This window comes from Arthrobacter sp. Soil_C_49, assembly GCF_057656635.1.
In genome coordinates, this window is the sequence record NZ_JBDGJZ010000013.1 from 84,886 (window position 1) to 97,196 (window position 12,311).

The 12,311-nt window shown below is 65.5% G+C and carries 12 protein-coding genes; 6 read left to right on the forward strand and 6 right to left on the reverse strand.

Going from position 1 to position 12,311, the window contains the following annotated elements:
- Window positions 1-52: 52 nt before the first annotated feature.
- Genes AC3A4Z_RS18105 through AC3A4Z_RS18115 form a run of 3 tightly spaced genes read right to left on the reverse strand, consistent with a single transcriptional unit; the run spans window position 53 to window position 2,368 of the window.
- Window positions 53-403: a DUF485 domain-containing protein gene (locus AC3A4Z_RS18105; protein WP_498713009.1), complete on the reverse strand. Its 351-nt coding sequence runs from the start codon at window positions 401-403 to the stop codon at window positions 53-55.
- Window positions 400-1,116, reverse strand: coding sequence for a response regulator (locus AC3A4Z_RS18110; RefSeq protein ID WP_493970496.1), 717 nt, complete (start codon window positions 1,114-1,116; stop codon window positions 400-402). Before AC3A4Z_RS18110 ends, AC3A4Z_RS18105 begins: the two co-directional genes overlap by 4 nt.
- Before the next feature lie 43 nt (window positions 1,117-1,159).
- Window positions 1,160-2,368, reverse strand: a complete 1,209-nt coding sequence (locus tag AC3A4Z_RS18115; protein WP_498713012.1) for a sensor histidine kinase — start codon at window positions 2,366-2,368, stop codon at window positions 1,160-1,162.
- 181 nt (window positions 2,369-2,549) lie between these two features.
- On the opposite strand from AC3A4Z_RS18115, the gene AC3A4Z_RS18120 reads away from it, so the two are divergent.
- Both AC3A4Z_RS18120 and AC3A4Z_RS18125 read left to right on the forward strand, forming a co-directional pair.
- Window positions 2,550-2,930 carry a DUF485 domain-containing protein gene (locus tag AC3A4Z_RS18120; RefSeq protein WP_498713014.1) on the forward strand — a complete coding sequence of 127 codons (381 nt, stop codon included), beginning with the start codon at window positions 2,550-2,552 and terminating at the stop codon, window positions 2,928-2,930.
- A complete protein-coding gene (locus tag AC3A4Z_RS18125) occupies window positions 2,927-4,543 on the forward strand; it encodes a monocarboxylic acid transporter (protein WP_498713016.1) in 1,617 nt (538 codons plus the stop codon). Before AC3A4Z_RS18120 ends, AC3A4Z_RS18125 begins: the two co-directional genes overlap by 4 nt.
- A gap of 94 nt (window positions 4,544-4,637) precedes the next feature.
- Here AC3A4Z_RS18125 and AC3A4Z_RS18130 read toward each other — a convergent pair whose 3' ends face one another.
- Both AC3A4Z_RS18130 and AC3A4Z_RS18135 read right to left on the reverse strand, forming a co-directional pair.
- Complete coding sequence (locus AC3A4Z_RS18130) at window positions 4,638-5,303, reverse strand: hypothetical protein (RefSeq protein WP_498713018.1); 666 nt, start codon at window positions 5,301-5,303, stop codon at window positions 4,638-4,640.
- Window positions 5,304-5,467: 164 nt separating this feature from the next.
- The gene (locus AC3A4Z_RS18135) at window positions 5,468-5,941 is read right to left on the reverse strand and encodes an Lrp/AsnC family transcriptional regulator (RefSeq protein ID WP_498713020.1); all 474 of its coding nucleotides are present in this window, start codon (window positions 5,939-5,941) and stop codon (window positions 5,468-5,470) included.
- Window positions 5,942-6,135: 194 nt separating this feature from the next.
- On the opposite strand from AC3A4Z_RS18135, the gene pdhA reads away from it, so the two are divergent.
- From pdhA to AC3A4Z_RS18150, 3 genes are read left to right on the forward strand one after another with little or no spacing between them, the layout of a single operon-like run.
- Window positions 6,136-7,317 carry a pyruvate dehydrogenase (acetyl-transferring) E1 component subunit alpha gene (gene pdhA / locus AC3A4Z_RS18140; protein WP_498713022.1) on the forward strand — a complete coding sequence of 394 codons (1,182 nt, stop codon included), beginning with the start codon at window positions 6,136-6,138 and terminating at the stop codon, window positions 7,315-7,317.
- Window positions 7,317-8,327 (forward strand): alpha-ketoacid dehydrogenase subunit beta, encoded by a 1,011-nt coding sequence (locus AC3A4Z_RS18145; RefSeq protein ID WP_455833897.1) that lies wholly within the window; start codon window positions 7,317-7,319, stop codon window positions 8,325-8,327. The genes pdhA and AC3A4Z_RS18145 overlap by 1 nt, the downstream gene beginning before the upstream one ends.
- Complete coding sequence (locus AC3A4Z_RS18150) at window positions 8,324-9,748, forward strand: dihydrolipoamide acetyltransferase family protein (RefSeq protein ID WP_498713024.1); 1,425 nt, start codon at window positions 8,324-8,326, stop codon at window positions 9,746-9,748. The genes AC3A4Z_RS18145 and AC3A4Z_RS18150 overlap by 4 nt, the downstream gene beginning before the upstream one ends.
- A 76-nt stretch (window positions 9,749-9,824) precedes the next feature.
- Here the strand turns inward: AC3A4Z_RS18150 and AC3A4Z_RS18155 are convergent, their stop codons facing one another.
- Window positions 9,825-10,517, reverse strand: coding sequence for an SACE_7040 family transcriptional regulator (locus tag AC3A4Z_RS18155; protein WP_498713102.1), 693 nt, complete (start codon window positions 10,515-10,517; stop codon window positions 9,825-9,827).
- 181 nt (window positions 10,518-10,698) lie between these two features.
- Here AC3A4Z_RS18155 and AC3A4Z_RS18160 point away from each other — a divergent pair, with 181 nt between their 5' ends.
- Window positions 10,699-12,306, forward strand: coding sequence for a carboxyl transferase domain-containing protein (locus AC3A4Z_RS18160; protein WP_498713025.1), 1,608 nt, complete (start codon window positions 10,699-10,701; stop codon window positions 12,304-12,306).
- Window positions 12,307-12,311 lie beyond the last annotated feature (5 nt).

The window sequence follows — 12,311 nt, forward strand, 5'->3', positions numbered from 1 at the left end:
GCTGCCGTCACCGGTCCCTGCCCGCGGATGTTCTTAGCGGCGGGGTTCCGGTTCACTGGTCACCGGCCAGGTCCCGGTACCGCGCTTCGTTGCGGGCCGCGGTGCGGACATAGAACCAGGCACTGAGCCCGATCAGGGGGTAGATTCCCGCGCCTAGGAGAAGCCAGTCGAAGGGGATCCCGGCGATGCGGGTTTCCGACAGCCCGGGCACCACGGCGAGAAGCAACGGGAAGGCGCCGAGGATCAGCAGGAACCCGCCGGCCACCACCAGGGCCAGCCGCAGCTGGGACCTGATCAGGGACCTGACGAACAGCTGCCCTACCTCGGAGTCCTGCGCGGCTTCCAGGGTTTCCCTGGCGGCCAGGGCTGCGGACCGCGGAGCAGTGACACGCACCCTGGTCATGCGTGCGGCCTGATCCGGGTTGCCCCCAGCTTTTCACGGACCGTTGGCAGGTGGCGGCGGCTGATGGGCAGTCCGGCCCCCGCGACGGTGACGCTGGGCCCGTCCGCTGCCAGCTTCATGGAGGTCACGTGCTTCAGGGCAACGAGGTAGGAACGGTGGGTCCTGATGAAGCCCGCATCCGCCCACTGCTGTTCAAGATCGGCCAGCGGGACCCTGATCAGGTAACTCGCATCTGCCGTGTGCAGCCTCGCGTAGTCACCCTGGGCCTGGACGTACGTCACGTCGTCGCGCCGGATCATCCTGGTGGTACCGCCCTGGTCCACTGTGATCATCTCCGGCGCCGGCCCGCCGTCGCGCAGTTCACTGATACGCCCCACGGACCGTGCCAGCCGCTCGGCACGGACCGGCTTGAGCAGGTAGTCCACGGCGGCGAGTTCGAAGGCCTTCAATGCGTGGTCCTCGTCGGCGGTCACAAACACCACGGCGGGGGGATTCCTGCTCCCGCTGATGGCGCGGGCGATATCCAGCCCGGACACTGCCGGCATGTGGATGTCCAGGAAAACGGCGTCGATCTGGCCCGCGGACAGTGCCCGGAGGGCCTCGCTGCCGGAGGTGGCGCGCAGGACGGTGCCGATACGGTCATCCCGGCCCAGCAGGAACGCCAGTTCCTCGACGGCGGGCAGCTCATCATCGACGACGAGGACGTTAATCATCCTCCTAGGTTAGCTTCCGCGGCCGCGCCGGATGCGCCTGCCGTCACGCGTCGTGGCCGGGCTGGGACTTGGGCACACGCATGGTGATCATCGTTCCCTCGCCGGGCGCGGTCTCGATGACCAGGCCGTGGTCGTTGCCATAGACCTGGCGGAGGCGGGCGTCCACGTTCCGCAGGCCCACGTGGACGCCGTCGGTATGGCCGGCCAGCGTGGACTGCAGCCGGGCGGGGTCCATGCCCACGCCGTCGTCCTCGATGGTCACTTCGGCGAACGCTCCGGCGTCGTTGGCGGTGATGCTGATGTGCCCCGGTCCTTCCTTGGCCTCCAGCCCGTGCCGCACGGCGTTTTCCACGAGCGGCTGCAGGCTGAGGAAGGGGATGACGGTGCTCAGGACCTCGGGTGCCACCCGGAGGCTGACCTGCACGCGCTCGCCGAACCGGGCGCGTTCCAGGAGCAGGTAGCGGTCGATGCAGCGGAGTTCCTCGGCAAGGGTGGTGAAGTCGCCGTGGCGCCGGAAGGAGTAGCGGGTGAAATCGGCGAACTCCACCACCAGTTCGCGGGCGCGGGCGGGGTCGGTGTTGATGAAGGACGCGATGGCGTTCAGTGAGTTGTAGATGAAGTGCGGGCTGATCTGGGCGCGCAGTGCCCGCACCTCGGCTTCCATCAGGAGCGTCCGTGATGCGTCCAGTTCGGCGAGCTCCACCTGGACGGCCACCCAGTCGGCCACTTCGCTGGTGGCCCGGACCAGTCCGGCACCCGCCGACGGCGCGAAAGCAGCTACTGCCCCCACCACTCGGGTGCCCGCGCGCACCGGCGCAATCACCGCTGCCAGCGGACCGCCGGTTCCATCCTTTGGCACGCCGTCCGCACCTGTGGGGCTGCCGGCAGGAAGAACGGCCGTCCTGCCGCCCGCCAGCACCCCTTCAGCCAGGCGCATCACCTGCGGTTTCAGTTCTTCGGCCGCTCCGTCCCACGCCAGTACCCCGGTGGTGTCGGTGATGGCCAGCGCCTCGCAGCCCAGCAGCGTCCGCAGGTGCCGGCTGGCTTTCGCCGCGCCGGCGGGGTTCAGGCCGCGGCGCAGGTGCTGCCCGGCCTGGGACGCGGCGTGCAGGGTGTGGTACGTGGCGCGTTCCGCGTCGGTGCCCAGGTCGCGGAAGGAGCGGAGGACCTTGAGCCCCACGCCGACGACGACGGCGACGGCCATGGCGATGACGGCCACGGCCGCGGCAGTCAGGAGGGGGGAGTCCAGCATGGTGCCCAGCGTAGCGGCGGGTGCCGTTTGTCGCAGCATCCCGACCGTTGAGCGACGCCGGGCGGGCCAGGTATGGCATGTGGGATGCCGCCGGAAGCAGAGTGATTGCAGTCACGCTTGCGGTTTTCCTGTCCGGGATTTGCGGCGGGTGTGTCAAGGCAAGTCTCAATGAGGAGGAACGATGGGTAACGAGGCCCACACTCCGGACGCAGCGGCGTCCGTGGACTTTGAACAGGTCCAGTCGACCGGGCAGTTCCAGGAACTGCGCAAGCGTCACCGCAGCTTTGTCTTTCCCATGGCAGTCGCATTCCTGCTGTGGTACTTCGCTTACGTCCTGCTGGCGGACTACGCCGTGGGCTTTATGTCCACCAAGGTCTGGGGCAACATCAACATCGGCCTGATTTTGGGCCTGCTCCAGTTCGTCTCGACCTTCGCCATCACCAGCTGGTACGTCCACTACTCCAACAAGCGGCTCGACCCCATCGCCGCGGAGATCCGCAACGAGATCGAGGGACACGAATTTGATAAAGATGGCAACCGGGTAGGCGGGGTAGGTAAATGATCGGGATCGCAACTGCGGTGGATGTTGCCGCCCTCAAGGACACCACGCTGCTCAACATCGGTATTTTCGGCCTCTTCGTCGCCGTGACCATGGTGATTGTCTTCCGCGCCAGCCGGAACAATAAAACGGCAGCGGACTACTACGCCGCCGGCCGCTCCTTCACAGGATCCCAGAACGGCACCGCCATTGCCGGCGACTACCTCTCGGCCGCCTCGTTCCTGGGCATCACCGGCGCCATCGCCATCAACGGGTACGACGGCTTTATGTATTCCATCGGCTTCCTGGTGGCCTGGCTCGTGGCCCTGCTGCTTGTTGCCGAGCTCCTCCGCAACACGGGCAAGTTCACCATGGCCGACGTCCTGTCCTTCCGGCTTCAGCAGCGGCCTGTCCGCATCGCCGCCGCCATTTCAACGCTCGCTGTCTGCTTCTTCTACCTCCTGGCCCAGATGGCAGGCGCCGGAAGCCTGGTCTCGCTGCTGCTGGGAATCAGCGACTGGGGCGGACAGGCGCTGGTGATCATCGTCGTCGGCGCCCTGATGATCATGTACGTGCTCATCGGCGGCATGAAGGGCACCACCTGGGTGCAGATCATCAAGGCCATCCTGCTCATCGCGGGCGCCGCGGTGATGACGTTCTGGGTCCTGGCCATCTACGGCTTCAACCTGTCGGCCCTCCTGGGCGGTGCGGTGGAAACGGCCAACAATCCAGCTGTCCTGAATCCGGGCCTGCAGTACGGCAAGACGGAAACCTCCAAGCTGGACTTCATGTCCCTGGGCCTGGCGCTGGTGCTGGGCACGGCGGCCCTGCCGCACGTGCTCATGCGGTTCTACACGGTTCCCACCGCCAAGGAAGCGCGCAAGTCCGTGGTCTGGGCGATCTGGCTGATCGGGCTCTTCTACCTCTTCACCCTGGTGCTCGGTTACGGTGCGGCGGCGCTCGTTGGTGCGGACACCATCAAGTCGGCGCCGGGCGGCGTGAACGCGGCGGCACCGCTGCTGGCCTTCCATCTGGGCGGCCCGCTGCTGCTGGGCTTCATTTCGGCGGTGGCCTTTGCTACCATCCTCGCCGTGGTGGCCGGCCTGACCATTACCGCGGCGGCGTCCTTCGCGCATGACATCTACGCGAATGTGATCTCCAAGGGGAAGGCCGACGCCGACACTGAAGTCAGGGTGGCCCGGCGCACGGTGGTGGTCATCGGCATCCTCGCTATCCTGGGCGGCATCCTCGCCAACGGGCAGAACGTGGCGTTCCTGGTGGCACTGGCCTTCGCCGTGGCTGCCTCGGCCAACCTGCCCACCATCATCTACTCGCTCTTCTGGCGGAAGTTCACCACCCAGGGCGCAGTATGGAGCATGTACGGCGGGCTGGGTGCGGCGATTATCCTGATCATCTTCTCGCCGGTGGTTTCCGGCGGGGCAACCTCCATGATCAAGGACGCCCATTTCGCGATCTTCCCGCTGAGCAACCCGGGCATCGTGTCCATCCCGCTGGCATTCTTCCTGGGCTGGCTGGGAACGGTCCTGGACAAGAAGCGCGAAGACACGGCCAAGCAGGCCGAGATGGAGGTCCGGTCACTTACCGGCGTGGGCGCGGAGAAAGCGGTCAACCACTAAATTTTCCGGGGCCTGCCACTCTATACAGGCAACAAAAAGTGCCTCTGCGCTTCGGCGCAGAGGCACTTTTTTGTTATCCCTGATGCTGTTGCTGCTAGGCCTTCGGCCGGAGTTTGATGTTGGTCATCTTCATCTCGTCCGTGCCTTCGAAACGGTAGGCGAGGTCAACTTCCTTGCCGTCACAGGTGATGACGCCGGCCACGTCCGCGGCCTTGACGCCGTTTTCGGTGCTTACCTTGAGGTCGTTGTAGGACGGCTTGCAGGAGTCGTTCATTTCCAGGCTGCCGACGCCGGTGACGAAGGCTTCCTTGGACAACTGCTCCTTCAGGGCAGGGTCGAGGTAGTCGTCATAGGCCTTGGCGTTGTCGCCAGCGATGACCAGCTTGGTGAAGCCGTCAGCAAGGCCCCGTGCCTCGTTGGTGGCACTGCCCGCCACGTTCACCAGGATGATGATCCCCAGGACCACCAGCAGCAGTACGCCGCCGATGCTGCCCAGGATGATCCAGAGTTTGCGACGGCCCTTGGCCGGGGGCTGCTGGCCGGGAAGGCCAAACGGAGTGGCTTCCTCGTACTTGGTGGCTGGAGCCTGGTACCCACCGACCGGAGCCTGGTACGCACCGGAGGGAGTCTGGGGTGCACCGGACGCCGCGTGGTAGGCCGCCTCCACGCGGTCCACCGGCGGCTGCCGGGTGGGGGCAGGCGGTTGCTGCGGTGCGGACCCGGGGTCTCCCGGCTGGTACGGTTCCTGAGGATTGCTCAAGATGGAGCCTTTCCGGCGGGGTGCATGGCACCGCCTGGTCGCGGGAGCCGGTGGACGGCACCCGTGGATAACTTGCAACAGCCTATAGCGGGCGTGGCCGCCGTCGTACTTTATGGCAGGCAGGCAGTGCAGCAGCTGCGTGTTCCGGCCTCTTGCGCGCAGGCCTAAGCGCCCTGCGAACCCCGCTCGAGCAGGGGCTGGACCCGGAACGGGACGAGTTCCCCCATGGCCAGGGCGGTGTCCGTGCGCTCCACGCCGTCGCAGGCAAGGATCTTCCCGTTGATCCGGAAAAGATCCTCCGCGTCCAGGGCCACCACGCGAAGCAGCAGGTCGGCGGAGCCGGTAAGCCCGTAGCCTTCGAGGATTTCGGGTACGTCGGCCAGGTCTTTGGCCAACTGGGCGAGCTTTTGCTGCTGGACGTGGACGGAAATAAAAGCCATCAGCGGGTAGCCCAGCGACACCGGATTGATCCGGCGTTCGAAGGACAGGAAAACGTGCTTCTTCTCCAGCTGGGCCATCCGGGCCTGCACGGTATTCCGGGACAGCCCGAGCTTCTGGGCCAGGGCCACCACTGTCCGCCGCGGATCCTGGGCCAGGGCTGAAAGCAGGCGGGTGTCAGTGCCATCCAGAGCTTGCATAATGCGCAACGTTAGCACCGTCCGGAGCGGCCGGACAGAGCATTTTGCTCAGTGGCGGCCATGGTGGTTGTACCCTATGAGCATTGTGAGTAGGGTCACAGTTATCCGGGGCAACGGCGCCCGGAAGGCCGGCGGCAGCGGGACCACAAGTCCTTCGAATCCGCAGGTCAACGACGTGAGAGGTTGCGGCTATCGTGTCTACAGACGGAATGGGCCAAGGCAGCGCAAGTGTCCCCAGTGCTGCTGATTTCACCGGTGCGGAGACTCCCGGAACGGGAAGGGGACTCGTCCAGCTGGTCACCCCTTCAGGGGAGCGGATCAGCCACCCGGAATTCGATCCCTGGGTGCAGGACATCACCGACGAACAGCTGTGTTCGCTGTTCGAGGATATGACAGTCATCCGGCGCATCGACGTCGAGGCCACCGCCCTGCAGCGCCAGGGTGAGCTCGCGTTGTGGCCCCCGCTGCTCGGACAGGAAGCGGCGCAGATCGGCTCCGGCCGGGCCCTTCGCAAGGATGACTTCGTCTTCTCCAGCTACCGCGAAAACGGCGTTGCCTACTGCCGGGGTGTTGACCTGACGGACATCGTCCGGGTCTGGCGCGGAAACGCCTCCTCGGGCTGGGATCCGTACTCCATCAACATGGCCACGCCGCAGATCATCATCGGCGCCCAGACCCTGCATGCCACCGGCTACGCCATGGGCATCCAGAACGACGGAGCAGATTCTGTGGCGGTGACGTACTTCGGCGACGGCGCCACCAGTGAGGGCGATGTCAACGAGGCCATGGTTTTTGCCGCGAGCTTCCAGGTGCCGGTGGTGTTTTTCTGCACCAACAATCACTGGGCCATCTCCGAACCCGTACGGCTTCAGTCGCACATCCAATTGGCGGACAGGGCTGCCGGTTTCGGGATCCCCAGCCTGCGGGTGGACGGCAACGACGTCCTGGCGGTGATGGCCGCAACCAGGGTCGCCCTGGACCGCGCGCGCCGCGGCGGGGGCCCCACCTTCATCGAAGCCGTCAGTTACCGAATGGGCCCGCACACCACAGCAGACGATCCAACCCGCTACCGGGATGCCAATGAACTGGAGGATTGGGCCGCCAGGGACCCGATCACCCGTGTTGAAGCACTCCTGGACCGCAAAGGCCTGCTGACCCCCCAACTGCAGCAGCAGGTCAAAGACAAGGCCGACGCCGTCGCCCGGGAAATGCGTGCAGGTTGCACCGCCATGCCGGACCCGCAACCGCTGGACGTTTTCAAGCACGTTTACAGCACACCCAACTCCTGGCTGGACCGGCAGCAGGACCACTACGCCCGTTACCTGGCTTCGTTCGGCGATCCCGCAGAAGCCGTATCAGAAGAAGGTGCACGCTGATGACCCAGATGACCTTTGCCCGCGCTATTAACGCCGGCCTGCGAAAGTCCTTGGAAAACGATCCCAAAGTGGTCCTCCTGGGCGAGGACATCGGCGCGCTGGGTGGCGTCTTCAGGGTGACTGACGGGCTGCAAAAGGATTTCGGCAAGCACCGCGTTGTGGACACGCCCCTGGCTGAATCGGCCATAGTGGGCACGGCCGTGGGGCTGGCTTACCGCGGCTACCGCCCTGTAGTGGAAATCCAGTTTGACGGCTTTATCTATCCTGCGTTTGACCAGATCGTCAGCCAGGTGGCCAAGCTGCACTACCGCACCCGGGGCGCCGTCAAGATGCCCATCACCATCAGGGTCCCGTTCGGCGGCGGCATCGGCTCCCCGGAGCACCATTCCGAATCGCCGGAAGCGTACTTCACGCACACGTCCGGCCTGCGCGTGGTGACCGTCTCCAACCCGCAGGACGCCCACACGGTGATCCAGCAGGCCATCTCCTGCGACGACCCCGTGCTGTACTTCGAGCCAAAGCGCCGCTACCACGACAAAGGCGAGGTGGACGAGAATATGGATCCGCGGACAGCCGTCCCCATGGACCGGGCCCGCGTGGTCACCGAGGGCGCCGACGTCACCCTCGTGGCCTACGGCCCGCTGGTCAAGACTGCCCGGGATGCCGCTTCGGCCGCTGCCGATGAAGGGATCTCCATCGAGGTCATCGACCTGCGCTCGCTGGCACCGGTGGACTACGACACCGTTGTTGCCTCCGTCCGTAAGACCGGCCGCCTGGTGGTGACGCACGAAGCCGGCCAGTCGGGCGGCCTTGGTGCCGAGGTGGCGGCCAGCATCACCGAACGCTGCTTCTACTACCTTGAGGCGGCCCCGGTCCGGGTCACGGGCTTCGACATCCCGTACCCGTATTCCAAGCTGGAAATGCACCACCTGCCCGGCCTGGACCGGATCCTCGACGGCGTGGACCGGGCCCTGGGCCGGCCGAACTCCCTCAGCGGGCTGGAAGGATGAGCGACACCATGATCAAGGAATTCCGGCTCCCGGACCTGGGCGAAGGACTCACCGAATCGGAAATCCTCAGCTGGAAGGTGGGCGTGGGGGATACGGTCAGCCTTAACCAGGTGATCGCAGAGGTGGAAACCGCCAAGGCTGTGGTGGAGCTTCCGTCCCCTTTTGCTGGGGTTATCAAAGAACTGCATGAGCAGCCCGGCACCATCGTGGAGGTGGGCAAGCCTATCGTCTCGTTTGAAGTGGCGGACGACGCCGGAACCTCCTCCGGGCCGGCCGTCGCCCCCGTTTCGTCCCCGGCAGGGCAGGAACAGGAACAGGAGCCGGCACCAGCCAAACGGGAACCTAACCTGGTGGGGTACGGCGCCGTCGTCGAAAGTTCCGGCAGGCCAATGCGGCGCCAACGCAACCTTGCCTCATCGGTTGACACAACCGTAACCCGGCCGCCGGTGGTTGAGCCTGCCGAAACCAAGCCTGTCGAAACGCGGTCCCCGGTGGTTGAGCCTGCCGAACCCCATCACCTCGAAACCCGGCCCCGGTCCACACCTCCGGTCCGGAAGTTCGCCAGGGACCTGGGAGTCGACCTCGCCCTGGTGCCCGGGACAGGCCCGCAAGGGCTGATCACCCGCGAGGACGTCCAGCATTTTGTGGACGGACAGTCCGCGGACGCCGGCTCGTCCGGACAGGACATAGTTCAGCCGGCCGGGGTTCAGCCCCGGCAGGATCGGGAGACCCGGACGCCCATCAAGGGAGTCCGCAAGTTTACGGCGGCGGCCATGGTGGAGAGCGCCTTCACCGCCCCGCACGTCACGGAGTTCCTTACAGTGGACGTCACTCCGGCCATGGAGCTGCTGGCAAAGCTCAAGGGAAGCCGTGAGTTCAGCGGCCACAAACTGACGCCGCTCACCCTCGCGGCGAAGGCCGTCCTGATCGCCCTGCGCCGGAACCCCGCGCTCAATGCGCGGTGGGACGAGGCGAAGCAGGAGATTGTCACCTTCAACTATGTAAACCTGGGCATCGCAGCCGCCACGCCGCGCGGACTGACCGTGCCCAATATCAAGGATGCTGACGCGCTGTCCCTCCTTCAGCTGGCGGACGCGCTGACCGAGCTGACGGAAACCGCGCGGGCCGGCAAAACCACACCGGCTGACCTGTCCGGCGGAACCATCTCCATCACCAATATCGGCGTCTTCGGGATTGACGCGGGCACTCCCATCCTCAATCCGGGGGAGGCCGCTATCCTCGCCCTCGGCGCCGTGCGGAACATGCCATGGGAGTACCAGGGCCAGGTGGCCCTGCGCCAGGTCCTCACGCTGAGCCTGTCCTTTGACCACCGCCTGGTGGACGGGGAACAAGGCTCGCGCTTCCTGGCGGATGTGGGTGCCGTCCTGGCTGACCCGGGCATGGTCCTCACCATGGTCTAGCCAGCCCGGGAGTTTTTGTCCAGATATGCAGTCTTCGAGGCGGTTTATCCCTGCATATCTGGACAAAACTCCAGTGTTAGGGGGCGGGTTCCGGGGCGTCCACCAGCAGCGCGGCCAGGGCCATGCTTTCCAGCAGCGGCCGGGCGGAGCGGGCGGCCATTTTCCGGCCGTGGCTGCGCACCGAGTGCGGTGTTGAGTTGATCAGTCCGAAGGTGGCGTGAGCCCGCATCCGGAGTTCGCCGACGTCGGTGTCCGGGTGCAGCTTGGCGAGGACATCAACCCACACCTCGACGTAACCCAGCTGCAGCGCCCGCACGGCTGCCTGGTCCTGTTCCGAGAGGTTGCTGAAATCCCTGTCCTGGACGCGGATGACGTCCGGCTTGCCCAGGGCGAAGTCCACCTGGAATTCCACCAACCGCCGCAGGGCCAAAGCAGGGTCGGGGTTCCGGGTAACAACCTCGCGGCCGCCATCGAGCAACTCCTGGCTGACAGTCACCAGAAGATCGGCGAGGACCGCTTGTTTTCCGGGAAAGTGGCGGTAGACAGCGGGCCCGCTGACCCCGGCCGCCGACCCCAGGTCCTCCAGCGACACACGGTTGAACCCGTTGACCGCAAAAAGCGACGCCGCAGCCGAGAGCAGCGCCTGCCGGCGGCTCTCCTTCGCCTGGCCCCGCTGTGTTGAAGGACCAGGCGTTGAAGGACCAGGCGTTGAAGGGCCAACCGTCGGCGGGCCCTGTGGAGTTGAACCTTGTGTTGTTGGCCCTTGTATTGACGGGCCCGTCTGCGTGGCATCGGTGCTGCGCACATTTCCTCCTCGGATCCCGCAGATCTTAGCAAGAGCAGCTATGTGGTGGACTTCACAGTTAATCCAGACTAACCTGAATTTCAGTTATTGGGCGCTAACCGAGTTGCCGTAAAAGTGCTCGGACCGGAACAGGAACGGACCGTTGATGGAGACCCTTGCCACCCGGCTTGATGCAACTGCCGAGGCATACGCATCGAACCGTGCCGCCCAGCTGGAACTCACCGAAGAGCTGCGGAAGAAACTGGCCGATGCAGCACTGGGCGGCCCGGAAAAATCCAGGCAGCGCCATGTGGCACGGGGAAAGCTTCTGCCCCGCGAGCGCATCGACCAGCTGCTGGACGATGGCAGCCCGTTCCTGGAGATCGCGCCGCTGGCAGCCAACGGGATGTACAACAACGAGGCCCCCGGCGCTGGGGTCATCGCCGGGATTGGACTGGTCCACGGCCGCCACGTGCTGGTGATCTCCAACGACGCCACGGTCAAAGGCGGAACCTACTACCCGATGACCGTCAAGAAGCACCTCAGGGCCCAGGAAATTGCCCTGGAGAACCGGCTGCCTTGCATCTACCTCGTGGATTCCGGCGGCGCCTTCCTGCCCAAGCAGGATGAGGTTTTCCCGGACCGTGACCATTTCGGCCGGATCTTCTACAACCAGGCCCGGCTCTCCGCCGCCAAGATTCCGCAGATCGCCTCCGTTATGGGCTCCTGCACTGCCGGCGGCGCCTACGTACCCGCCATGAGCGACGAGACAGTGATCGTCCGGAACCAGGGCACCATATTCCTGGGCGGGCCGCCGCTGGTGAAGGCGGCGATCGGCGAGATCGTCAGCCCCGAGGAGCTCGGCGGCGGGGAGGTGCATTCCAGGATTTCGGGCGTGACCGACCACCTTGCCGAGAACGACGAACACGCGCTGCAGATCATCCGAGACATTGTGGCCACGCTGCCGCCGCCCGGACCGTCTGCGTGGGACGTAAGTGCCGCCGTCGAACCGTCCCTAGAACCAGACGGGCTCTACAGCGCGGTGCCCACGGACGTCAACGCCCCGTACGACGTCCACGAAGTCATTGCAAGGCTTGTGGACGGCAGCCGGTTCCATGAATTCAAGAAGGAGTACGGCACCACCCTGGTGACCGGCTTCGCCCGGCTGCATGGACACCCGGTGGGCATCGTGGCCAACAACGGCGTGCTGTTCAGTGAGTCCTCGCTCAAGGGGGCGCATTTCATCGAGCTGTGCGACCAGCGCGGGATCCCGCTGGTGTTCCTGCAGAACATCTCCGGGTTCATGGTGGGCAAGGACTCCGAACAGGGCGGGATCGCCAAAAACGGCGCCAAGATGGTCACGGCGGTCGCTACCGCACGGGTGCCCAAGCTGACGGTGGTCATCGGCGGCTCGTTCGGCGCCGGCAACTACTCCATGTGCGGCCGTGCCTACTCACCGCGGTTCCTCTGGATGTGGCCTGCGGCGCGCATCTCGGTGATGGGCGGCAACCAGGCGTCCAGCGTGCTGGCCACCGTAAAGCGTGAGCAGTACGAGGCGGCCGGCCAGGAATGGTCAGCCGAGGACGAGGAAGCCTTCAAGGCACCCATCCGCCGGCAATACGAGGACCAGGGCAGTCCGTACTACTCCACGGCGCGGCTGTGGGATGACGGCGTGATTGATCCCGCCGACACCCGGACCGTCCTGGGCCTGGCGCTGGACGTGGTGTCCCGCACCCCGCTGCCCGAAACCTCCTTCGGCCTCTTCAGGATGTGAGCGGT